The 22,995-nt window shown below is 69.0% G+C and carries 22 protein-coding genes; 15 read left to right on the top strand and 7 right to left on the bottom strand.

The genetic code is table 11. From position 1 onward, the window contains the following. Positions 1 to 70: 70 nt before the first annotated feature. Together M4D77_RS18205 and rpmB are read right to left on the bottom strand one after the other, a co-directional pair. Positions 71 to 910, bottom strand: a complete 840-nt coding sequence (locus M4D77_RS18205) for an enoyl-CoA hydratase/isomerase family protein (RefSeq protein WP_259936900.1) — start codon at positions 908 to 910, stop codon at positions 71 to 73. 107 nt (positions 911 to 1,017) lie between these two features. Continuing rightward, positions 1,018 to 1,209 (bottom strand): 50S ribosomal protein L28, encoded by a 192-nt coding sequence (gene rpmB, locus M4D77_RS18200; RefSeq protein ID WP_004023092.1) that lies wholly within the window; start codon positions 1,207 to 1,209, stop codon positions 1,018 to 1,020. Between the two features lie 281 nt (positions 1,210 to 1,490). On the opposite strand from rpmB, the gene M4D77_RS18195 reads away from it, so the two are divergent. The 3 genes from M4D77_RS18195 to M4D77_RS18185 all read left to right on the top strand — a co-directional run bounded on the left by M4D77_RS18195 (position 1,491) and on the right by M4D77_RS18185 (position 6,276). Then, on the top strand, positions 1,491 to 3,140 hold the full coding sequence (locus tag M4D77_RS18195; protein WP_068970234.1) for a DAK2 domain-containing protein: 1,650 nt from the start codon (positions 1,491 to 1,493) through the stop codon (positions 3,138 to 3,140). Then, positions 3,137 to 5,383 carry an ATP-dependent DNA helicase RecG gene (gene recG, locus M4D77_RS18190; RefSeq protein WP_137808991.1) on the top strand — a complete coding sequence of 749 codons (2,247 nt, stop codon included), beginning with the start codon at positions 3,137 to 3,139 and terminating at the stop codon, positions 5,381 to 5,383. The genes M4D77_RS18195 and recG overlap by 4 nt, the downstream gene beginning before the upstream one ends. A 125-nt stretch (positions 5,384 to 5,508) precedes the next feature. Then, a complete protein-coding gene (locus M4D77_RS18185; protein WP_396266596.1) occupies positions 5,509 to 6,276 on the top strand; it encodes an HNH endonuclease family protein in 768 nt (255 codons plus the stop codon). 18 nt (positions 6,277 to 6,294) lie between these two features. Here the strand turns inward: M4D77_RS18185 and M4D77_RS18180 are convergent, their stop codons facing one another. Genes M4D77_RS18180 through M4D77_RS18165 form a run of 4 tightly spaced genes read right to left on the bottom strand, consistent with a single transcriptional unit; the run spans position 6,295 to position 9,973 of the window. Then, on the bottom strand, positions 6,295 to 6,660 hold the full coding sequence (locus M4D77_RS18180; protein ID WP_336276194.1) for a multidrug efflux SMR transporter: 366 nt from the start codon (positions 6,658 to 6,660) through the stop codon (positions 6,295 to 6,297). A gap of 48 nt (positions 6,661 to 6,708) precedes the next feature. Next, the gene (locus M4D77_RS18175; protein ID WP_068970231.1) at positions 6,709 to 7,314 is read right to left on the bottom strand and encodes a DsbA family protein; all 606 of its coding nucleotides are present in this window, start codon (positions 7,312 to 7,314) and stop codon (positions 6,709 to 6,711) included. 38 nt (positions 7,315 to 7,352) lie between these two features. Next, complete coding sequence (locus M4D77_RS18170; protein WP_068970230.1) at positions 7,353 to 7,757, bottom strand: DUF302 domain-containing protein; 405 nt, start codon at positions 7,755 to 7,757, stop codon at positions 7,353 to 7,355. Between the two features lie 53 nt (positions 7,758 to 7,810). Beyond that, a complete protein-coding gene (locus tag M4D77_RS18165; protein WP_068970229.1) occupies positions 7,811 to 9,973 on the bottom strand; it encodes an MMPL family transporter in 2,163 nt (720 codons plus the stop codon). Positions 9,974 to 10,100: 127 nt separating this feature from the next. On the opposite strand from M4D77_RS18165, the gene M4D77_RS18160 reads away from it, so the two are divergent. The 11 genes from M4D77_RS18160 to M4D77_RS18110 all read left to right on the top strand — a co-directional run bounded on the left by M4D77_RS18160 (position 10,101) and on the right by M4D77_RS18110 (position 20,296). Beyond that, complete coding sequence (locus M4D77_RS18160) at positions 10,101 to 10,391, top strand: metal-sensitive transcriptional regulator (RefSeq protein ID WP_197414683.1); 291 nt, start codon at positions 10,101 to 10,103, stop codon at positions 10,389 to 10,391. Between the two features lie 105 nt (positions 10,392 to 10,496). Next, positions 10,497 to 11,825, top strand: a complete 1,329-nt coding sequence (locus M4D77_RS18155) for a glutamate-5-semialdehyde dehydrogenase (protein WP_259936893.1) — start codon at positions 10,497 to 10,499, stop codon at positions 11,823 to 11,825. Continuing rightward, entirely contained in the window at positions 11,825 to 12,769 is a 945-nt protein-coding gene (locus M4D77_RS18150; protein WP_175401209.1) for a MoxR family ATPase, read from the top strand. Before M4D77_RS18155 ends, M4D77_RS18150 begins: the two co-directional genes overlap by 1 nt. Next, positions 12,769 to 14,163 carry a VWA domain-containing protein gene (locus M4D77_RS18145; protein WP_065632726.1) on the top strand — a complete coding sequence of 465 codons (1,395 nt, stop codon included), beginning with the start codon at positions 12,769 to 12,771 and terminating at the stop codon, positions 14,161 to 14,163. Before M4D77_RS18150 ends, M4D77_RS18145 begins: the two co-directional genes overlap by 1 nt. Positions 14,164 to 14,211: 48 nt before the next feature. Next, positions 14,212 to 14,991, top strand: coding sequence for a nicotinate-nucleotide adenylyltransferase (gene nadD / locus M4D77_RS18140; protein WP_058252105.1), 780 nt, complete (start codon positions 14,212 to 14,214; stop codon positions 14,989 to 14,991). Positions 14,992 to 15,001: 10 nt separating this feature from the next. Next, entirely contained in the window at positions 15,002 to 15,364 is a 363-nt protein-coding gene (rsfS, locus tag M4D77_RS18135) for a ribosome silencing factor (RefSeq protein WP_004023080.1), read from the top strand. Continuing rightward, on the top strand, positions 15,361 to 16,074 hold the full coding sequence (locus tag M4D77_RS18130) for a histidine phosphatase family protein (RefSeq protein ID WP_058252104.1): 714 nt from the start codon (positions 15,361 to 15,363) through the stop codon (positions 16,072 to 16,074). The genes rsfS and M4D77_RS18130 overlap by 4 nt, the downstream gene beginning before the upstream one ends. 13 nt (positions 16,075 to 16,087) lie before the next feature. Next, positions 16,088 to 16,912 carry a diglucosylglycerate octanoyltransferase gene (gene octT / locus M4D77_RS18125; RefSeq protein WP_259936890.1) on the top strand — a complete coding sequence of 275 codons (825 nt, stop codon included), beginning with the start codon at positions 16,088 to 16,090 and terminating at the stop codon, positions 16,910 to 16,912. Between the two features lie 4 nt (positions 16,913 to 16,916). Continuing rightward, a complete protein-coding gene (locus M4D77_RS18120) occupies positions 16,917 to 17,777 on the top strand; it encodes a DegV family protein (RefSeq protein ID WP_137808982.1) in 861 nt (286 codons plus the stop codon). Positions 17,778 to 17,893: 116 nt separating this feature from the next. Further along, a complete protein-coding gene (locus M4D77_RS18115; protein WP_259936888.1) occupies positions 17,894 to 18,895 on the top strand; it encodes a ComEA family DNA-binding protein in 1,002 nt (333 codons plus the stop codon). A 3-nt stretch (positions 18,896 to 18,898) separates the two neighbouring features. Then, positions 18,899 to 20,296 carry a ComEC/Rec2 family competence protein gene (locus M4D77_RS18110; RefSeq protein WP_259936886.1) on the top strand — a complete coding sequence of 466 codons (1,398 nt, stop codon included), beginning with the start codon at positions 18,899 to 18,901 and terminating at the stop codon, positions 20,294 to 20,296. A gap of 12 nt (positions 20,297 to 20,308) precedes the next feature. On the opposite strand, the gene M4D77_RS18105 is transcribed toward M4D77_RS18110, so the two are convergent. Next, positions 20,309 to 21,721 carry an amino acid permease gene (locus M4D77_RS18105; RefSeq protein WP_165629845.1) on the bottom strand — a complete coding sequence of 471 codons (1,413 nt, stop codon included), beginning with the start codon at positions 21,719 to 21,721 and terminating at the stop codon, positions 20,309 to 20,311. A gap of 165 nt (positions 21,722 to 21,886) precedes the next feature. Here M4D77_RS18105 and holA point away from each other — a divergent pair, with 165 nt between their 5' ends. Beyond that, positions 21,887 to 22,855: a DNA polymerase III subunit delta gene (gene holA, locus M4D77_RS18100; protein WP_068970238.1), complete on the top strand. Its 969-nt coding sequence runs from the start codon at positions 21,887 to 21,889 to the stop codon at positions 22,853 to 22,855. The last annotated feature ends 140 nt before the right edge of the window (positions 22,856 to 22,995 follow it).

Genomic DNA, 22,995 nt, shown 5'->3' with positions numbered 1-22,995 from the left:
CAGGCCCTTCGTGGCTCGTCGCTGGCGCTCCTCGCACCTCAGGGAGCAATGGTTATGTAGTTCTTTCGGATCAGGGGGCGGTGGTGGCACGGCCCCGGGTGAAGTCCGGCGCGCGCTTGCCGACGAAGGCGTCAACTCCCTCGATGCCCTCGGGCAGTCCGGACCGTTCGGAGATGGAGCGGGCTTCGAGGGCGAGGTGCTCGACCAACGTGGTGTCGGCGGAGACGGCCAACAGATGCTTGGTCATCGCGTCGGCGTCGCGGGGACCCGACGCGATGGCCTCGGCGGCCGTGCGCGCGGCGGACTCGACCTCGTCGTCGGCGACGATCTCCGACAGCAGCCCCCACTGCTGGGCCTCGTCGGCGCTGATGACGCGGTCGGTCAGGATGATCTGGCGTGCCCGGGCAGCGCCGACGGCGCGGGGGAGGGTCCAGGTGAGACCCCCGTCGGGAGTGAGACCGATACCGCGGTAGGCGGGCCGCAGCCGGGTCGACGGACCACCGACGGCGACGTCGGCGTGCAACACCAGCGACATGCCCGCGCCGGCGACCCAGCCCTTCGCGGCGACGACGACGGGGCGGTTCGCCTCGTACAGGGCGCCGACGAGCTGATGGAAGTTGTCGGCGATCTCGCGCAGATAGGTCGGGCGGTCGTCCGCACCGGCGAAGGCGCGGACGTTGCCGCCGGCGCAGAAGTTCTTGCCCAGCCCGACGAGCAGGACCGCCCCCACGTCACGCTGTCCACGCGCGACCTCGCGCAGTGCCTGGGTTCCCGCGGCGAGGGCGGCGTCGTCGAGCGAGTTGCCCGCGCCCGCCGTCGAGACCGCGAGGGTGAGGACGCCGTTGCGCTCGTGCACCAGAGCGTCGGTGTCGTCTACGGCAGCGGGGGCGGTGGGGTTCGATGAGGCCATGCGCGAAACCCTATCGCGCACACACCAAAGACCCGATGCCGGGGAGCTTGCGCTCATGGCATCGGGTCTCGTGCTCTCGAACTCCCACCCGCGGACGGGCGAGGAGGTCAGACAGCTGCGGTCTTGCCGGCCTTCAGGCAGGAGGTGCAGACGTTCTTGCGCTTGCGGTTGCCGGGGGCGACCTCCACGCGAACGGACTGGATGTTCGGGTTCCAGCGGCGGTTGGTACGGCGGTGCGAGTGAGACACCGACTTGCCGAAGCCCGGGCCCTTGCCGCAAATATCGCAGACGGCAGCCATCGTCGAACTCCCTTGGTAGATGATCATGGTCTGGTGTTCAGCCGCTCGGATCGATCGGCACCACCGGTGGGTGTGCGCGCTCGAGGCGAAAGGCAACCCTGCAAGGATAACCAGGTCGTGGTGGCGTGACCAAATCCGAGCCGATCCGCCACCCGGTCCCGCTCGGGCGCGCCGCACGGTCGGACACCCCGAGTAACCTTGCCCACAACCTCACCAGCCGGTCACGTTGCGCGCGAGAGCACAGTACGTCGCGCGCCGCGTCTGCGAGAAAGAGCCACCGTGTGATCGCCCGCACCGTCAACCCGCAGTTGCTGCGCGATTGGGCCCGAGTCTCGGTCGAACAGCTCGAGTCGCTGCGCGGCGAGATCAACGACCTCAACGTCTTCCCGATCCCCGATTCGGACACCGGGAGCAACATGCTCTTCACGATGCGGGCCGCGGCCGAGGCGGTCGAGAAGACGCCGCCCGACGCGTCGCTGCCCGAGGTCGCCCGCGCGATGGCCGACGGCGCGGTGGCGCAGGCGCGGGGCAACTCGGGGATCATCCTCTCGCAGGTGCTGGTCGGACTCGCGGACGGTGCGGAGATCCTGGGCGACACCGACGCCCTGACCTTCGCCGAGTTCTCGACGCTGGGTCTGCGTCTCGGTTCGCTCGCGGCGACCCGTGCGGTGAGTGAACCGCGCGAGGGCACGGTCCTCACGCTGGTGCGGGTCGCCGCCGAATCGGCCGCGGCGCACGAGCACGAGTCCCCGGCCGACCAGGTGCGCGCCGTCGCCGACGACTGTGCCGAAGCGCTCGAACGCACCCCGGAACAGCTGTCGGTGCTCGCGAACGCGGGCGTGGTGGACGCGGGCGGGCGTGGCTTCCTCGCGATCGTGGACGCCATGGTCAAGGTCATCACCGGCGTCTCGCACCGCCGCCGGCGTTACCGGGGCATCCTCACCGACAGCACCACGCTGGGTCACGGACCGGACGACAGTTGCCTCGACGGGAGCGACCAGGACTTCGAGGTCATGTACCTCCTCGACGGCGCGGCCGGCGAGCAGATCGCCGAACTGCGCGAACGTCTGGACGAACTCGGCGACGCGGTGGTGATCGTCGGCGACAGTTCCAGCGGTGAGGGCGAACGCTTCTCGGTACATGTCCACACCTGCCACCCGGGTGCGGCGGTCGAGGCCGGCGCGGGCATCGGGCAGCTCTCGGATGTCCGGATCACCTGCTTCGCTCTCGATGCCATTCGGGCACAGGCGGATTCGGCTGAGCCGCCGCCCCGGCACAAACGGGCGGTGGTGGTCGTCGTGTCCGGTGACGGCGCGGCCGAACTGTTCGGCGAGGCCGGTGCGGTCGTGCTGCGCGCCGACGACGGACTCTCCGCCCACGAGCTGGGCCGCGCGATCCGCGACACCGACAGCGCGCATGTCGTCGTCATGGCCAACGGCGCATTGACATCGCAGGATCTCGTCACGGTCGCCACCGAGGTGCGGTCCACCCAGCGTTCGGTCCTGATGCTGCCGACGTCGTCGATGACCCAGTGCCTCGCCGCTCTCGCCGTGCACGATCCGAGCGAGGTCCCCGACGTCGACGCCTACGCGATGGCCGAGGCCGCCGCCGGGGCACGCTGGGGATCGCTGCAGTCGGCGACCACGAGGATGATGACGCTGGCGGGGATGAGCGAGGTCGGTGACGTGCTGGGGCTGATCGGCGACGACGTGCTCGTCGTGGCGCCGGATCAGACGTCGGCGTGCACCGCCCTCGTCGACCTCATGCTCTCCACCGGAGGCGAGCTGGTCACGGTGCTTGCCGGCGTCGAGGTCGACGAGGCCGCCCTCGAGGCCGTCGCGGAGCAGATGCGGCGCAGCTACCCCGGCATCGAATTGGCGGTGTACCGCACCGGACAGCGCACCGATCTCGTCCAGGTGGGTGTGGAGTGACCGAACTGGCACTGTCGGATTCGCTGTCCGACGTCCTGGGGACCAAGCCCGCCGAACAGCTCGCCACCGTCGGCGTGCACACGGTCGGGGAGCTGTTGCGGTACACGCCCCGCCGGTACATCCGACGCGGCCACGTGGTCGACCAGGAGCGGCCCGAACCGGGTGAGTGGCTGACGATCGTCGGACGGATCACCAAGTCCGATCTCATCAAGATGAGGAGCCGCAAAGGGTCGTTCCTCAAGGTGAAGGTCACCGACGACAACGACGTCTACGAGGCCAGCTTCTTCAACGCCCACCGCCTCAAGGGGCTGTTCCGACCCGGTGCACGGGTGATGATGGCCGGCGCGGTCAAGTACTTCCGCGACCAGATCCAGTTGTCGCATCCGGAATGGATGATCCTTCCCGACGGCGATCCGGAGATCGAGGACGTCGTCGGTTCCAAGATGCTGACCGAGATGTACGCGATCGAGGAGCAGATCACCGGAGAGCGCGGCGATCACCCCCTGGTCACCATGTTCGACCGCGACATCCTGCCGATGTACCCGGCCAACAAGAACATTCAGACCTGGGACATCCTCGGCGCGGTCCGTCGGGTCCTGAGTGAGAGCGCGCCGATTCCCGACGCACTCACCGAAGCCGAACGCCGCGCGCGGGGTCTCGTCAGCACCGACGAGGCGATCCGCAAGATCCACCTGCCCGATGCCGAGGACGACGTGAAGGTCGCCGCCCATCGGCTGAAGTTCGATGAGGCGCTGGCCATCCAGACCGTGCTGGCGCAGCGCCGGTTGGCGGGGCGGAGCGAGTCGGCGCCACCGTGTCCACGCGTGCCCGGCGGTCTCGAGGACAAGTTGCGTGACCGACTCCCGTTCACCCTGACCGACGGTCAGGTCGAGGTGGGGGAGGAGCTCGCCGAGGATCTGGCCCGCGCGCAGCCGATGTCGCGGCTGTTGCAGGGCGAGGTCGGGTCCGGGAAGACACTCGTGTCGTTGCTGGCAATGCTGCGGGTCGTCGACAACGGGTACCAGTGCGCCATCCTGGCCCCGACGGAAGTGCTTGCCGCACAGCACTACCGGACGATGAAGACGATGCTGGGCGACCTCGCCGAGGCGGGCGAACTGACCGCGGCCGACGGCGCGACGCGCCTCGCGCTGCTGACGGGTTCGATGAAGACCAAGGGCCGGCGCGAGACGCTCCTCGACGTGGTGACGGGCCAGGCCGGGATCGTGATCGGGACCCACGCGCTCCTCGAGGACAAGGTCGAGTTCTTCGACCTCGGACTCGTCGTGATCGACGAACAGCACCGCTTCGGCGTGGAGCAGCGAGATGTGTTGCGCGGCAAGGGCCGCAACGGGCGGATACCGCATTTCCTCGTGATGACCGCGACGCCGATCCCGCGGACCGTCGCCATGACCGCCTTCGGTGACCTCGAGACCTCGGTCCTCCGGGAGCTGCCGCGCGGCCGGCAGCCGATCACCACGTCGGTGGTGCCCACCGGGAAATCCTCATGGGTCGACCGGGTGTGGTCGCGCGCCAACGAGGAGATCGACGCCGGCCGTCAGGTCTATGTCGTGTGCTCGCGCATCGGCGACGGGCCCGAACCCGAGTCCGACGACAACGAGGAGAAGGGCCCGCGGCCGACCTCGGTCCTCGAGCAGTACGAGGCCCTCGTCGCCGGCCCGTTCGCGCACCGACGCGTGGAGCTCCTGCACGGCCGCCTACCCGCCGACGAGAAGAACGCCGTCATGGATGCCTTCGGTCGGGGCGAGGTGGACGTGCTGGTGTCCACCACCGTCATCGAGGTGGGTGTCGACGTGCCCAATGCGACCACGATGGTCATCGTCGACGCCGATCGGTTCGGCGTGAGCCAGCTGCATCAGTTGCGCGGTCGTGTGGGACGTGGGCGGCATGCGGGTCTGTGCCTGCTGATGACGAATGCCCGGGACGGCTCGCCGTCGATGGACCGCCTCCGCGCCGTGGCCGGTTCGAACGACGGATTCGAGCTCGCGCGAGTCGATCTCGAGCAACGCCGGGAGGGTGATCTGCTCGGGTCCCTACAGTCGGGCGTCAACACGTCGTTGCGGTTCCTGTCCCTGCTCGAGGACGTCGAGGTCATCGAGGACGCCCGCGGACTCGCGGAAGAGGTGGTGAGCGAGGACATCACGCTGCTCGAACACCGACCGCTCGCGGATCTCGTCGACGGAATCCTCGTGCCGCACAAGATCGCGTACCTCGACAAGTCCTGACCGGCTCGGCCCGAGCCCAGTTGTCGCGCATCGGTGCGCCTGGCGCCACGTTCTGCGACACCGGTACCGGGCCGATCGACACACGGAACCAGAAGGTTGCCGCGTGCGTCTGAGAATGCATGGTGATGCGTTCGCCGACGCTGCGACGACTCCGCATGCGGATCCGATGGATGCGCTGGACGCCGCGGGACTCGCCGTCCTGGTCGCCACGGCAGTGGGCGGTGCTCGTCGCCGCCGTCGTCACGGCGGTGGTGGTCGCCGTCGGCGTCGACGCCTTTCGGGCCGGTCCCGACACCGACCCGAGGATTCGGGCGATGGCGGGACCGGCGGCGTCGTCGCTCGCCTCGATCCCGATCAGTGCGGGTCGTACCGACCGACAGGATTACGACCGGGCCGCGTTCGGCAGCGCCTGGTCGGACGCCGGGTCCGTTCCCGGAGGCGGCAACGGGTGCGACACCCGTAACGACGTGCTGGCTCGGGATCTCCACGACATCCGAGCCGGCCCGACGCCGAGTTGTCCTCGTGCCGTACTGGCGGGCGAACTGCGGAGCCCGTACACCGGCGACTTCGTCGTCTTCCGGCGCGATCGGAGCGCGTCGGCGGTGCAGATCGACCACATCGTCCCGCTGTCGTATGCCTGGGACATGGGAGCGTGGGCGTGGCCGCCCGACCGGCGGCTGGACTTCGCGAACGACCCCGCCAATCTCGTTGCCGTCGACGGGCGTTCGAACCAGGAAAAGAGCGACTCCGAACCCGCGCGCTGGATGCCACCGGCCCGTGGATTCTGGTGCCAGTACGCGATTCAGTTCGTGATCGTCACGGCTACATACGGATTGGCGATCGACGAACCCTCCCGACGCGTCCTGTCGGAGGCGCTGCGGTGTGCGGACTGACGACCATGCGCCGCCGCGTCAATGCGCCCCCGCGCCCTCCGAGTTGTGCAACAGGTTCAGTCCGACGACACCCGTGAGGATGAGGAAGATGCATCCGAGCCGAGCGAGGCCGGCCGGTTCTCGCAGGAACAGGATTCCATAGATCGCGGTACCGACCGCGCCGATCCCCACCCAGACCGCGTAGGCCGTGCCCAGGGGGATCGAGCGGATCGCGTAGGCGACACCGGCCATGCTCACGATCACCCCGATGATGAACAGGGCCGTCCACATCGGACGTGTGAAGGTGTTCGACTTCTCCAGAGCTGCCATGTAGATGATCTCGACCAGACCCGCGGTCACCAGGACAAGCCACGCCACTTCGCGATCGCTCCCGTCTTCGGACATCTGTACGGCGTCACAGTAGGCGGGAGACGGGCGGGATGCGCGCCGAGATCAGTCCGAGAACGACGGAGGTCCTCCTGCCGGCCGCTTCACCTGTGCGAATGCCGAGACGCCCGCGAGCGTCACCAGAGACGAGAAAAGTGCGTCCGCTTCGTCACCGGTCGGGATGTCGGAGAGGACGGGACCGAAGAAATGGTTGCCGTCGATCCCGGTGATGGGGCTGCCGCCGGCCTCGCCCAGCGCATCCTGACTGCGTTGATGCGACGCGCGCAGGGCGTCGTCGAACGACTCGTCGTCCATTGCCTCGGCCAGGCCGGCGGGGAGGCCGGTGTCGACGAGGATCTCCGACACCGCCGCGGGCGTCATCTCGTCGCCCACATGGTGAAGCCGTCGGCCGATCGCCGAATAGAGGGGTTCGAGCGAATCGGTCCCGGACTCGTCGACGGCCGCCATCAACACACGTCCGAGTCGCCGCGAGGTGTCGAGTTGCTGCCGCTGCTCGTCGGAATCCGGCTCCTGGTCCTCATTCAGGATGGCCAGACTCATCACGTGCCAGTCGACGGAGGCATCGTGTGCCTGAGCCCGATCGATGAGCCATCGCGATGCGACCCAGGCGAAGGGGCACACGGGGTCGAAGTAGAAATCGAAGTGGGTCATGAGAACTCCGGAGGTCTCGGGCGGATGTGCAAGGGGATTCAGGACTGTGCGGTCAGGGAATCGATCGCGGCGCGCAACTTCTCCGCGGCATCACGTGCGACCGGTTCGAGGTCGGGTTCGCCCGAGACCTGGACCATGAGGTCGGGGTTCATCGCCTCGACGAGCGTGTGGTCGGGGTTGCCCGGGTCGGCGCGGACGACGACGTTGCACGGCAACAGCAACCCGATCTGCCGGTGGACGCCGAGCGCCCGATGCGCCAGCGGCGGATTGCAGGCACCGAGAATCAGATAGGGCTCCATGTCCTCGTCGAGTTTCGTTTTGAGCGTCGCTTGGACGTCGATCTCGGTGAGGATGCCGAATCCCTGATCGGCGAGCGCGGCTCTGGTCCGTTCGACCGCCTCCGGGAAGGGGTGCGGCAGCGTGGTGGTCAGCGCGAGTGACATCGTGTGTCCTTTCTTGTCGGCCCTCAAGGGGCGTGTACCCGATTCGGGTGAGGTCAATGCTTGAAGCTGATCGACGGGAGGATCCGGCGCAACCAGGATGGTGTCCACCACGCCGCCCGGCCGGTGATGCGTAGCAGCGCCGGCAGGAGGGTGAGGCGGATCAGGACGGCGTCGAGCAGGACTGCCACACCCAGGATGATCCCCATCTCCTTCGGAGGGAGTGGTTGGGCCAGGGCGAAGGTGAAGAAGACGGCGACCATGACCGCAGCTGCGGCGAAGATGATCCGCCCGGAGTGGGCCATGCCGTCGACCTGCGCGGTCGATGGATCCCCGGAGCGTTCGTAGTGTTCTTTGGCGGTGGCGAGGAGGAACACGGTGTAGTCCATCGCGATCGCGAAGATCATGGCGAAGAAGAACACGGGGGCCCAGCCGTCGAGAAATCCCTGAGGTGTGAAGCCCAGCAGGTCTGCCAGGTGCCCGTCCTGGAAGATCAGCTTCGCGACGCCGAACGCCGCGGCGGTGGACAGCAGGCTCACCACAGTGCCGATGAGTGCGATCAGCGGCGCTTGGAGTGACACCAGCAGCAAGACGAAACCGAGGACGAGAATGACGGCGACGACCAGCGGGAAGTAGTCGTTCAGAGCGTGCTGCAGGTCGAGGTTCTCGGTGGGCGCGCCGCCGACGAGAGCGCCGTCGGGCAATGCGTCACGCAGGTCGTCGACGATTGTGGCCATCTGGCCGGCGGACGGGTCGACGGTCGGAAGAGCCTGCATGAGAACGAGGTCCGAGTCGTCCGCGGCCGGCGTCGCGGGAGTGACCATGGTGATCCCCGGGGACTGCGCCGCGACCGCGGCGGCCTGCTGCGCCTCGTCGGCGGGTGCGACGATCTGCAGCATCCCCGGTGCGCCCTCGCCCATCTGCGACTGCACGAGTTCATAGCCCTGGCGGACGGGCGCGTCGGCCGGGACGACGCCGATGGAGGGCATAGCGACCTTCAACCCGACGACCGGGATCGCGAGCGCGACGAGAACAACCAGGGAGCCGGTGGCGACAGCCCACGGATGGCGCTGCAGGAAGCCGCCCCAGCGTGCGAACACCGGCGATCGGTGCTGCTGGCGGCGCGCGTACGGCAGCGAGACCGCGTTGATCCGGCCACTCAGGGCGCCCAGCGCGGCGGGTAGGAGAGTGAGGGTTGCCGCGAGGACGAAGGCCACCGCGAGCATGATGCCCACCGCCATCGTGCGCACCGCCGGTGCCGGAACCAGCAGCACGGCCGACAGGCTCACCAGAACCGTGATGCCGGACAGCAACACCGCCTTGCCTGCGGTGTCCATCGTCTGCGCCACCGCCGCGCGCATGTCGTCGCCGTGCTCCCGGACCGAGTCGCGGAACCGCGACACCAGGAACAGTGCGTAGTCGATGCCCAGCGCCAGCGCGAACATCATCGCGAAGTTCATGGCCCACACCGAGATCGGGGTGACCTGGTTCAACAACACCAGGCCGCCCGCGGATGCGACGAGACCGGCGATGGTCAGCAACAATGGGAGACCGGCCGCGACGAGCGACCCGAAGGCGAGCACCATGATCGTCAGCGTGACCGGCCATGAGAACAGCTCGGCCTTGATCATCGCGTCGTGATTGGCCTCGTTGAAGTCGCTCCACAGGGCCGAGGCACCCGTCGGGTACACCTCGATCCCGTTTCCGGACAGGGCGATCAACGCGTCCTTGTGCTCATCGACAGCGCGCACCATCTCGTCGGTGTCGGCGGCCGCGCCCACTATGACGATCCCGGTGTGGCCGTCCGGGCTGATCGACATGCCGGGCTGTGGCGGGACGACCTGGGCGAACCGGCTGTCCGTCCCCGCCAGTGCAGCGATCTCGCCGACCACCTCTCGAATCGCGGGACCGTCGACCGTGTCGCGCTCGGAGTGGACGACCACATGGACCGCTGCCGACGAGTTCCCGCCGAAATGTTGCTGAGCCAGCTCGCGGACCTGCACGGACTCCGACCCGTCGGCCTGCCAGCCCGCGCCCGCGAGTGCGGAAAACACCGACGGCGCCGCGGCTCCCAGGACGAGCAGGACGAGGAGCCACACGCCGAACACCCAGCGGGCGTGCGCGGCCATGGCCGCACCCCACCGGCCGAGGCCCCCGGGCGGGGAGCCCGCGGGGTCGGTAGTGGTCGCCTCGTCGGACAGAGGTGTGATCGGCGCCATGGATTTCCTTTCGTATATACCCCTGGGGGTATCCGTCTGGCGGCCAACATACCCATGGGGGTATCTTGACGTCAAGAATTCAGCACCCAACCGGACGTCGGTGGTGCACGACAGCGAGGAGGCCTCGATGGCCGATGACAAGAGGCCCCACGTGGCCGTCGGCGACGATGCGATGAGTGCCGTCCTCAACCGTCTACGCCGAGCGCAGGGGCAGCTCGCCGGCGTGATCGCGATGATCGAGGCCGGGCGTGACTGCAAGGATGTGGTCACCCAGCTCGCCGCGGTGTCCCGCGCGCTCGACCGCGCCGGCTTCAAGATCGTGGCCTCGGGAATGCGGCAGTGCATCGAGACCGTTGACGGTGAGCAACCGCCGTTGACCGAGGCAGAGCTGGAGAAACTCTTCCTCGCACTCGCCTGAGGCGCCGACCGTGGATCTCGTTGGGGACTCCGAAACTGCGGCGTTACTCTGAGAACGGCACTGTCCGGGCGGTTGCGCCCGGAACCACCGAAGTCGAGGATGTTGATGAGCGCACCCACCGCAGAGCAGTCCGTCGCCGAAGGCGGCTCCGGCGCCGAGAAGTCCGACACCGAGAAGTCCGACACCGAGAAGTCCGACACGGAGAAGGTCGTTCTCGGGCTTGCCCGTGCCGCCAAGTCGGCGTCCCGCTCGCTGAGCGGTCTGACGACCGCGGGCAAGAACGAGGTCCTGCTCGCCGCGGCCGACGCCATCGAGGCGGCCACCGACACCATCCTCGCCGCGAACGCGGAGGACATCGCACGTGCCGAGGCGGCCGACATCGAGGTGAGCCTGCTCGACCGGCTGCGGCTCGACGCCTCGCGCGTGGCCGGTATCGCCAACGGTCTGCGGCAGGTCGCCGTGCTCCCCGACCCGATCGGTGAGGTGGTTGCGGGGAAGACCCTCCCCAACGGGCTGCAGCTGCGTCAGCTGCGCGTGCCCCTGGGGGTCGTGGGCATCGTGTACGAAGCGCGCCCCAACGTCACCGTCGATGCGTTCGGGATCTCCTTCAAGTCCGGGAACGCGGTGCTGCTGCGTGGCTCGTCGTCGGCGGCGGCGTCGAACGCCGAACTCGTGCGCGTGCTGCGGGAGACCCTGTCGGCCAAGGGGGTCAGCGCGGATGCAGTGTCGCTGCTGCCCAGCGACGATCGGTCCAGCGTGACCGCGCTCATCCGGGCGCGCGGACTCGTGGACGTGGTCATCCCCCGTGGCGGCGCGGGCCTCATCGAGGCCGTGGTGTCGAATGCGACGGTCCCGACGATCGAGACCGGCGTCGGCAACTGCCACGTCTACGTCCACGCACTCGCCGACCTCGATGTCGCGGCGCGTGTCATCCTCAACTCCAAGACCCGCCGGCCGAGTGTCTGCAACACTGCGGAGACCGTGCTCATCGACAAGGCCGTCGCGGCCGACGCGCTGCCGCGGATCACCTCGGTGCTGCAGACCCAGGGCGTGGTCATCCACGGCGACGAGCCGGGTATGGAGCCGGCCACCGAGGACGACTGGTCCATGGAATACCTGTCGATGGACATCGCGATGAAGGTGGTCGACGGGCTCGACGCCGCGGTCGTCCACATCGACACCTACGGAACCGGCCACACGGAGGCGATCATCACCACCGACCTGGCGGCCGCCGACGAGTTCACCCGGCGCGTGGATGCCGCCGCCGTCATGGTCAACGCATCGACCGCCTTCACCGACGGCGAGCAGTTCGGCTTCGGCGCCGAGATCGGCATCTCCACCCAGAAGCTCCATGCCCGCGGCCCGATGGGTCTGCCGGAACTGACCTCGACCAAATGGGTGGTCTGGGGCAACGGCCACGTGCGGCCCGCCTGATGAGCGCGACGACCCCGGACGCGGGGACCGCGGGATACACCGGCTCGGGCCCGGCCGTCGTGCCGTCGTTCGAGGGTGTCGACGACGTCGTCGGTCGCCTTCGCGCGACGGGTTACCTCGCCGACGACGCGACCGCGACCTCGACCTTCCTGGCCGACCGTCTCGGCAAGCCGTTGCTGGTCGAGGGGCCGGCGGGTGTCGGCAAGACCGAACTCGCCCGGTCCATCGCGGCGGCCACGGATGCCGAACTCATCCGCCTGCAGTGCTACGAGGGCATCGACGAGGCCCGCGCGCTGTACGAGTGGAATCACGCCAAGCAGATCCTGCACATCCAGGCGACGGGGGACCGCGCGTGGGATGAGGCCAAGGCCGACATCTTCTCCGACGAGTTCCTCCTGCCGCGGCCGCTGCTCAAGGCGATCTCGCGCGAGGGTGCCACCGTGCTCCTCATCGACGAGGTCGACAAGGCCGACGTCGACATGGAGGGGCTGCTGCTGGAAGTGCTCAGCGATTTCGCGATCACCATCCCGGAGATGGGAACCGTTGCCGCTCAGCGTCGTCCGATCGTCTTGCTGACATCGAACGCGACCCGCGAGCTGTCCGAGGCACTCAAGCGTCGTTGTCTGTACCTCTACATCGACTTCCCGGATGCCGAGCGCGAGAAGGAGATCCTCGCGTCGCGGGTGCCGAACCTGTCGGATTCGCTCAGCGCCGAGCTGGTGCGGATCGTCGGTGTCCTACGCACACTCGACATCCGCAAGAAGCCGTCGGTGGCCGAGACGATCGACTGGGCGAACACCCTGTTGGCGCTGGGAGCCGGGGAGAAGGCCACGGCCAAGAGCGGTGGCGGATTCGACGACGGACTCATCGCACGGACCCTCGGTGTCGTGCTGAAGCACCGGCCGGACCTCAAGACGGCTCTCAAAGAACTCAAGCTGGGCTGATGACGGCTCCGCTCGTCGCGCACCTCACCGATTTCGTCGACGAGTTGCGTCGTCGCGGGATCGTGGTCGGGCCGTCGGCGCTGATCGATGCGGCGAGTGCCATGGAGGTCCTCGACCTCCTCGAACGCCCCCGTCTACGCGAGGGGCTCGCGACGACACTGCTCGTCGATCACGCCCATCGCGGTGTGTTCGACCGGGTCTTCGACCTGTGGTTCCCGGTCGGCGCCGGAATGCGCACCGTGACCGAGGATCTTCCGCGCACCCCCGACGGCGAGCTCGATGTCGAGGCGGTCCGGGACGCGCTGGCGGAGATGCTCGCCGACGACGCGTCGGCGAACGACGGCCGGCTCGACCAGGCCATCGCGATGATCGTCGACGAGTTGGGGCGTTACGGATCGACTCGGGGCGAGGCGTTCTCGGCCTATCAGGCCATCACCGCGGTGAGTCCGCAGACACTGATCGCGAAGATCGCGGCGGCCATGGCCGGTGATGGCGACGGGGACGGCGGGCGGGCCGGTACGGAACCGCTCTACCGGCAGGCGGCGCGCCAGAAGGCCAATGATCTGCGTGCGGCGATCGAGCGAGAGACCCAGCGGCGCATGGCCGACCGCAATGGCCGCGAGAAGGTCGGCGCCTACGCGGTGCCCCCGCTACCCGAGAACGTCAACTTCCTGTCGGCGGGTGCCAAAGAACAGGTGGAGATCCGCAAGACCATCGAGCCGCTGGCAAGATTGCTGGCCGCGAAGCTCGAGACGAGGCGACGGCGCGCTCACCGCGGCGCGGTCGACGTCCGGAAGACGCTGCGCGCCTCGATGTCCACCGGTGGGGTGCCCATCGAACTCAGTCACCGCAAGCCCCGACCGGGGCGGCCCGAACTCATCATCATCTGCGACGTCTCGGGGTCGGTGGCCGGGTTCAGTCAGTTCACGTTGCGCTTGGTGTATGCACTGCGGCAACAGTTCTCGAAGGTGCGGGTGTTCGCCTTCGTCGACACCGTCGACGAGGTGACCGATTACTTCGACCACGGCGAAGAGGATTTCGGTGCGGCGATGCACCACATGATCTCCACCGCGCGGATCTCCACCCGCGACGGTCACTCGGACTACGGCAACATGCTGGCCGGGTTCGTCGCCGACTACGGCGATACGCTGACCCACCGGGGTGCGTTGCTGATCCTGGGGGACGGGCGGAACAACTATCACGATCCGCACGCCGACGCGCTGGCCGAACTGGTGGAACGGGCCCGGCACGCCTACTGGCTCAACCCGGAGGCCAAGCAGCACTGGGGCACGGGTGACTCGGTCGCGACCGATTACGCGGACGTGATCGACATGTTCGAATGCCGGAACGCCACACAACTGGGCACGGTCATCGCCGACCTCCTGCCGATCTGACCAGCGCTGCCGATTCGCATCAGTGCTCGACGCGTAGACTGACCGTCCATGTCACCCGACCGCCCGCGTGCGCGCCGTATCGGCGTGATGGGCGGCACGTTCGACCCGATCCACAACGGGCACCTCGTCGCGGCCAGCGAGGTCGCCCACCGGTTCTCGCTGGACGAGGTGATCTTCGTCCCGACCGGCCGTCCCTGGCAGAAGATCGGCGAGGCGACGACGGTGAGCCCGCCGGAGGACCGCTACCTCATGACGGTCATCGCGACCGCGTCGAATCCGCAGTTCAGCGTCAGTCGTGTCGACATCGACCGCGACGGCGACACCTACACCGTGGACACGCTCCGCGACCTGCGAGCGCTGCTTCCGGAAGCCCAGCTGTACTTCATCACCGGTGCCGACGCGCTGGAATCCATCCTGTCGTGGCAGGACTGGGAGGAGCTGTTCGGCCTCGCCCGATTCGTCGGCGTGAGCCGCCCGGGGTACGAGCTCGACGCCACGCACCTGGCCCACCATCTCGAGGCCATGCCCGCCGACACCCTGCATCTGCTGGAGATCCCGGCGCTGGCGATCTCGTCCACCGAGTGCCGGACGCGCGCGTTGCAGGGTCGGCCCGTCTGGTACCTGGTGCCCGACGGCGTCGTGCAGTACATCGCCAAGCGGAAGCTGTATCGTGCGCCCCGGGCGTCGTCGCCCGGTGTCTCCGCCCCGGCGCTTCCGGGGGCCAACCGCCCCGAGCGGCTCCCGCCCGAGGAAATTCCTCCCGGGGAGTTGCAGGGCGATACCGACGGGTCGGGCCGCGCCCTGGGCGAACAGGCCGTGACCGAATGAGAGGACAAGTGTGACTGCGTCAGCTGAAGCGCTGGAGATGGCCAAGGTGGCCGCCCTGGCCGCGGCCGAGAAGCTCGCCCATGAGGTGACGGTGATCGACGTGTCGGAGCAGTTGGTGATCACCGACGCCTTCGTGATCGCCTCCGCCGACAACGAGCGTCAGGTGAACTCGATCGTCGACGAGGTCGAGGAGAAGCTGCGGGAGGCCGGCCACAAGCCGCTGCGGCGCGAGGGCACGCGCGAAGGTCGTTGGGCACTGCTCGATTACGCCGACATCGTGGTGCACATCCAGCACACCGATGAACGACGCTTCTACGCGCTGGAGAGTCTGTGGAAGGACTGCCCGGTGGTCGAGGTGGACGGGCTGTCGTGAGTGGCGGTCCCGACTCACACGACACCGCCGTCGAACGTCTCACCCCTGTGGTGCGGCGCCTGATCCTGTTGCGGCACGGGCAGACCGAGTACAACGCGGCGAGTCGGATGCAAGGCCAGATCGACACCGACTTGTCCGAACTCGGTGTCCGGCAAGCTGGTTCGGCGGCGGTCGAGCTCGCCAAGCGGCAACCGGTGGTCATCTGGTCGTCGGATCTGCGGCGGGCCCGCGACACCGCCGAGGCGCTCGCGCAACGAACCGGTCTGCCGGTGACCACCGACGTACGCCTACGGGAGACACACCTCGGTGAGTGGCAGGGTCTGACGCACCTCGACGTCGATGCCGCGATGCCGGGCGCGCGCGCCGTCTGGCGCGATGACGCGACCTGGACGCCGCCGGGTGGGGAGAGCCGCGTCGACGTCGCCCGCCGCTCCACCCCCCTGGTCGACGAGTTGATCGAGCTGCTGCCGGAGTGGGGCGTCGGCGACAACCCGGAGGCGCCGGTGGTGCTGGTGGCCCACGGGGGAGTGATCGCGGCGATGACCGCGGCACTGCTCGGGCTGCCGGTCGAGAACTGGCCCGTCTTCGGGGGGCTCGCGAACACGAGTTGGGTGCAGCTGTCGGGGCACAGCATGCCCGGCGAACTGCCGCGGTGGCGCCTGGACGTGTGGAACGCGTCCGCCGAGGACTCCGACCCGGCGGTGCAGTGAGCGACGTCCGCCGATGACCGAGGCCGCCGGACCCGGTCCATCCGCTGCCGGTGCGCGGGAGCGATGTGTGCTGGTGTTGTCCGACTCGCTCGCGTACTACGGTCCGCAGGGCGGTCTGCCCGCGGATGACCCTCGGATCTGGCCGATGCTCGTGGGCGCTGCGACGCGCTCGGAGGTGCGGCTGTTCGGCCGGATCGGGTGGACGAGCCGGGACGTCTGGTGGGCCCTCACCCAGGACCCGAACATCTGGGCCACCGTGCCCCGCACCGACGTCGTCGTGCTCGCATTCGGAGGGATGGACACGCTGCCCTCGCCGCTTCCGACGGCTTTCCGGGAGCAGATCCGCTACATCAGGCCGAACGGGTTGCGGCAGCGAATACGCGCGGCCTATGCATGGATACAACCGCGGGGGTCGCACCTCGGTTGGCCGCTCGCGCTGCCGCCGCACGTCACGATCGAGTACCTGGAGAAGATCCGCGCGGCGCTCGCCCAGTTGCGTCCGGACCTCCCGATCGTCGTGTGCCTGCCGCCCACCCACCGCAGCCCGTATTACGGCAACGTCCATGCCGGGCGAATCCCGACGACCGCGGCGATGTCGCGATGGGCGTCGAGCCACGGCCTACCGTGTGTCGACTTCTACCCGGTCACCCGGGACGCCTTCGACGACGACACCGCCGAGATGAATCCCGACGGAATCCACTGGGGTTTCTCGTGCCACCGGGGGATCGCCGACCTGGTCGCCCCGGTCGTCGACGCCGTCCGGCGGCGCGCGAATCGCGACGCCGGGGGCCCGACCCCGACGCCCGTGGAGGCCCGGCGCGTGAACCCGTTAACGTAGACGCGTGCCTGTCGTCGTCGTCACAGACTCCTCGTCCCGACTGCCGCGGTCGGTGACCGAGCACTACGGGATACGGCAGGTCCCATTGCACCTCGCCGTCGGCGACGAGGACTACCGCGAAGGTGTCGACGACATCCCGGCCGACATCGTGACGACGCCGGGCGTGACCACCTCCGGCGCCAACCCCAACGATCTCTCCGAACATTTCGAGTCCGCGCTCGAGGCGAGTCAGGGTGCCGGCGTCGTCGCCGTCCACATGTCGCGCCGGTTGTCGGGGACCTGGAGTTCGGCGCGGATGGCTGCGGAGAAGTTCTCCGGGCAGGTTCGGGTCGTCGATTCCCGATCTGTCGGTCTCGCAGTCGGTTTCACCGCCGTCGCGGCCGCCCAGGCCGCCGCCGGGGGAGCCGACCGGGACCGCGTGTACGAGTCCGCCATCCGACAGGCAGCGACCGTCGACTCGCTGCTGTGTGTGCAGCAGCTCGACAATCTGCGCAACAGTGGCCGGATCAGCGCCGCGGGCAAGCTCTTCGGATCGGCGCTGTCCATCAAACCGATCCTGCACATGGTCGACGGGACCCTGACGCTGAAGGAACGTCATCGCACGTTCTCCAAGGCGCTGGACAAGATGGTCGACGCCGCCGCCGACTCCGCGGGCGGGCGCGCGGTCACGGTCGGCATCCAGCACTGTCAGAGCCCGGACGTCGCCGAGGAACTGCGCGCGGCCGTCCACGCCAGGCTGCGGGTGGTGACCTCCGAGCTGACCGTTGATCTCGGTCCCATCCTCGGCGCCCACGTCGGCCCCGGCGCGGTGGGCGTCGTGATCGCCGCGCACCTCGAACCGATCGAGGGTCTCGGCGAGTCCTAGCGGTCCGGCGCGCCGGGCTCGGCGCCATCCACAGCTCGCGCTGACCGTCCACAGATCGCGGGTTCTGCGGTTCGCGTGCGGAGCAGCGGCGGCTGTGCGACCTAGCGTGTGGCGTCATGAGCGCATCAGGACGGCGGAACCCGCTGGACCGGCTGGCGCCGGTGGCCGATCTGCCGGACCGACGGGACGGTACGGCAGGCATCGACCCCGTGTCGCCGCCGCTCGCGCCGGACATCGACGACCGGCTCGGCCCCGTCGAGGAACCCGAGCATCCCGGGTGGGGGATCGGCGGGATGCCGACGTGGCTTGACACGCCGGCGCGAACCCAGCGGCGACGGTCGGACGCCGACGGCGGCGACAGTGTCGGCGGCGACGGTGCCGAGGATGACGATGACTTCGACGACGATCCCATCCCTCGGCGGCGCTTCGCGGTCGCGCCACCGGCAGCTCTCGCGCTGATCGCGGTCGGTGTCGTCGTCTGTGCCGTCGCGGCCTTCGGACTGTTCCGCGGGTCGGGGTCGGCGCCGGTCGTGGATTTCGGTGCGGTGGCCGGCACCTCGTCGATGTCGGACCCGTCGACGCCGCCGGCCGTGCCGACCGAATCGATCCCGGCGCAGATGGTGGTCAGTGTCGTCGGTTTGGTGCACACGCCGGGTCTGGTGCAACTCACGCCCGGGGCCCGGGTCGCCGACGCGATCGACCGGGCGGGAGGCGCGCGCAAGAACGCGGATCTGCTGTCGCTGAACCTCGCGCAGGTACTCCGGGACGGCGATCAGATCCTCGTCGGCTACGCGGGCGGGCAGGGCGAGATGTCGCTGCGCAGTGCCGTCGTCGGGGCCTCCGGCGCGCCACCCGCACCCGCGGGTGCACCCCCGGCAGATGCAAGTGCTCCCGCCGGCGGTTCGGGTGGTCCGCCGGCCACCGGCGGACTCGTGAACCTCAACACCGCCACCGAGGCCGACCTCGACGAGTTGCCCGGGGTGGGGCCGGTGACCGCGAAGGCCATCCTGTCGTGGCGGGAACGCAACGGGCGCTTCAGCTCCGTGGACCAGCTGGCCGAGGTCGACGGGATCGGTCCGGCACGCCTGGCCAGACTGCGCGATCTCGTGACGGTCTGACGGGTGGACTACCGCCTGCTGGTACCGGCGGTGGCGGTGTGGGCGGTGACGGCGTTCGGGCTGGTGATGCCGCCCGGGTACACGCTCGGGCTGGCGATCTGTTCGGGCGCGGTGGCCTCGGTCGGCACACTTGTCTGTGCCGGCGGCCGGTTGGGATGGGACGCGGTCGGTTTGATCATCGTCGTGGCCGGACTCGCCGCGGTGTGCGCGACCTCGTTGGCTATCCGGCAGGAGGTCCGCTCCGATCACCCGCTGGCCGCGTCGACCGGGAAGTCGACGGTCGTGCTGACCGTGCGTGGTGATCCGGTGGTCGTCGGGCCGTCGTCGGCCGGACGCGTCCGTCTGCGCGTCGACGTGGAACAGGTTGGTTCGCATCGTGTTCCGACCGCTTCTGCCGACGTGATGGGCGATCTCGGGGAGTGGTCGGGACTGTTGCCCGGGCAACGGGTGGTCACGGTCGCGCGGGTGCGGCCGCCGCCCGAGCACTCGCTTCTGGTGGCGACCCTGACTGCGCAGCAGCCCCGGGTCGTCGGCTCGCCGCCCGCCCACCAGCAGGTGGCCGGTGCGATCCGGGAACGGTTGCAGGTGTTGGCCGCGCGGGCGCTCGACGAGGACGCGGCCGGACTCCTGCCCGGCCTCGTGCTCGGCGACGAGAGCTCCCTCGACGACGGCCTGCGGGACGATTTCCGCGACGCCGGCCTGAGCCATCTGACCGCGGTCAGCGGCAGCAATTTCGCGATCGTCTGCGGAGCAGCGCTTCTCGTGGTTCGCAGTGCGGGTGTGCCACCGCGGGCGGCCGCGGTCGTCGGGCTGGTGGTGATCCTGGCATTCGTGGTGCTCGTCCGGCCGTCGCCGAGTGTGGTGCGTGCCGCGTTGATGGGAGCGGTGGGTGTGTTGGCGCTCTTCGCCTCTCGTCGGGCGCAGGCGTTCCCGGCGCTCGGTGCGGCGGTCGTCGGCGGACTCCTGTGGTGGCCCGAGCTGGCGCTGCAACCGGGGTTCGCCTTGTCGGTGGCCGCCACCGCCGCCATCGTGCTGTGGGCCCCACGATTCCGTGACCGGTTGCGCGAGTGGCGTTGTCCGCCCGGTGTCGCCGAGGTGATCGCGATGGCGGTCACCGCGCAGGTGGTGACGGCGCCGATCGTGGTCGTGGTGACCGGCACGTTCTCGGTGGTGGGAATCGTTGCGAACCTTCTGGTCGCCCCGGTGGTCGCGGTGATCAGCGTGGTCGGCACCCTCGCCGCACTCATCGGCGCGATCGGGCCGCCCGACGGCGTCGGCGCGCTCGTGGGTGAACTGCTGGTGCGCGCCCTCGCCCCCGAACTGTGGTGGATGGTCGTGTGCGCGCGCACCCTCGGCGGCGTGGGCTGGGCGAGTGTGGAGGTGCTCTCGCCGTTCGGATGAGGCTGCCCGCAGTCAGACCTCGCGGTCGGCCAGCTCGCCCGCGGTGCGGTTCCACACCATGTAGCCGACGCCGACGGCGGCGAACCAGACCGCCCCGACGATCAGTGCGATCCGACCGTCGCGGTCGAAGAACAGCAGGACGAAGACGAGCGCGAGGAAGGCGAGGGCGAGCCACGTGGTGATCGGGGCGCCGGGGACCCGGTAGTCCGAACGCGGCAGTTCGCCGCGCGCGACCTTCCGGCGGTAGGCCATCTGGCACAGCAGGATAGTCGACCAGATGACGATGATCCCGACCGTCGACACCGCGGTGATGTAGGCGAAGGCGTGTGCGGGATCGATGACGTTCACCACCACGCCGATCGCCATGACGGCGGCACTCAGCGTGATGCCGACGGCCGGGACCTTGCGGTTCGAGAGTCGGGTCAGCTGCCGCGGGGCGTCGCCGGTGTGGGCGAGGGAGCGCAGCATGCGCCCGGTCGAGTAGATGCCCGAGTTGCACGACGAGAGGGCAGCGGTGAGCAAGATGAAGTTGACGATGCCCGCGGCGCCGGGGATGCCGATGTAGGAGAAGACCGAGACGAAGGGGCTCTCGCCGGCCTGGAAGTCCGTCCAGCTGCGGACCGAGAGGATCACCAGCAGCGAGCCGACATAAAAGATCCCGATGCGGAACGGAACGGTGTTGATCGCCTTGCGCAGCGTGACGCGCGGGTTCTGTGCCTCTCCCGCGGTCACGCCGACGAGCTCGACGCCGACATAGGCGAACATGACGATCTGCAGGCTCAGCATCGCGTTGCTGAAGCCGGTCGCGAAGAAGCCGCCGTCGTTCCACAGGTTCGTCACCGACGGACCGGTCTCGGGCCCCAGCCCGGCGATCGGGAGCAGCACACCGATGCCGACGATGATCATGCCGAGGATGGCGGTGACCTTGATGGCGGAGAACCAGAACTCCGCGCGTCCGAACACCCCGACGGAGATCAGGTTCGCGCCGAACAGCACGATGAGCGCGATGAGGGCGGTGACCCACACCGGCACCGAGGGCCACCAGTAGTTGATGTACTTGCCCGCCACGGTGATCTCGGCCATGCACGTCGTCGTCCACACGGCCCAATAGGTCCACCCCTGGCTGAAACCGGCGAACCGTCCGAGGAACTCGTCGGCGTACTCGCTGATGCCACCGGAGATCGGCCGGTAGATGAGGAGTTCGCCGAGAGCGCGCATGACGATGAAGATCGCGAGGCCGGCGAGCGCGTACGCCAGGATGAGTGCCGGTCCCGCCTTCTCGATCGCGCCACCCGCGCCGTAGAAGAGGCCGGTGCCGATCGCGCCGCCGATGGCGATCATCTGCACGGTGCGGGCGGTGAGCCCGCGTTGGTATCCCTCGTCGGTGTCGGCACCCGTGTCGGTGCCGGGATGCTCGACAGTCACGCGGGCAACTCCTCCGAATGTCGGTGGGCCGATGGCAGAAGCTCACCGTAACGGCCCGCGATCGACCGGATTCACTTGCCCACAGGACCCGTCCACTTTGTCGTATTCGGTTGGCCGGGCGGCGGTCCGGTGATCGTGTCGGCGCCGTCTGGCACCATTGTCGCCGTGACCGATCGCCTGCACCTGCTGCTCGGAGACGACGACTTCCTCACCGGCCGGGTGATCTCGGCCGTGGTCGACGCCGCGTCGAAAGCGGCGGGTACCCCGGTGCCGGTGACCCGGGTACGTGCCGGCGACGTGAGCGAACACGAACTCGCAGAGCTGCTCAGTCCGTCGCTGTTCGCCGAAGAGCGGATCGTCGTCGTCGAGGCCGCTGCCGACGCGGGCAAGGAGCCGGCCGCGCTCATCGCCGCGACCGCGTCGTCGCTGCCCGAGGGCATCACGCTGATGGTGATCCATCACGGCGGAGGCCGCGCGAAGTCGATGGTCCCCGCGTTGAAGAAGGCCGGCGCCGTCGAACACGAGACGACCGCCCCGAAGTGGCCGTCGGAGCGAATGACGTTCGTGCGCAACGAGTTTCGTTCGCTGGGCGTGAAGGTCGGCGCCGATGTCGTCGAGCAGGTGGTCGAGGGCGTCGGATCGGAACTGCGCGAGCTGGCCGCCGCGTGCGCGCAACTCGTGGCCGACACCGGCGGCAAGGTCGATCGCGACACCGTGCGCCTGTACTACCAGGGCCGCCCCGAGGTGACCGGATTCGAGGTGGCCGACCGGGCTGTGACGGGCGACCGTGCCGGCGCGCTGGAATCCCTGGCCTGGGCACTGCACCACGGCGTACCGCGGGTGCTGCTGGCCGACGCCCTCGCCGAGGCCGTCCACGCCATCGCTCGCATCCGGCCCATGGGGTCGATCAACCACTTCGATGCGGCCCGCGAACTCGGCATGCCGCCCAACCGGGTCAAGAACGTGCAGGCGAAGGCCAAGGCGTGGGACGCGGAGTCGATCGCGCGGGCGGTCGGCGTGGTCGCGGCGCTCAACGCGGACGTGAAGGGACAGGCCGCCGACCCCGATTACAGCCTGACCCACGCCGTCGCCACGGTCGCCGACCTCCGGCCGGACGGGCGTCGGCGGAGCTGACGCCACGCGGCCGGTCTTGAGTCGGCCGTCGGACGGGAGTGGCTTCGACTCGGCGCCTCGCTCCGCTCGGGGCCGGCTCAACCAGCGGTGGGGGCGGCTCCGCTCGGGGCCGGCTCAACCAGCGGTAGGGCGCCAGACAG

The organism is Gordonia sp. p3-SID1431 (assembly GCF_025143765.1).
In the GTDB taxonomy this organism is placed as follows: Bacteria; Actinomycetota; Actinomycetes; order Mycobacteriales; family Mycobacteriaceae; genus Gordonia; species Gordonia hongkongensis.
Note: the sequence above shows the minus strand (reverse complement) of the source record. Positions and strands in the feature narration are given on the sequence as shown.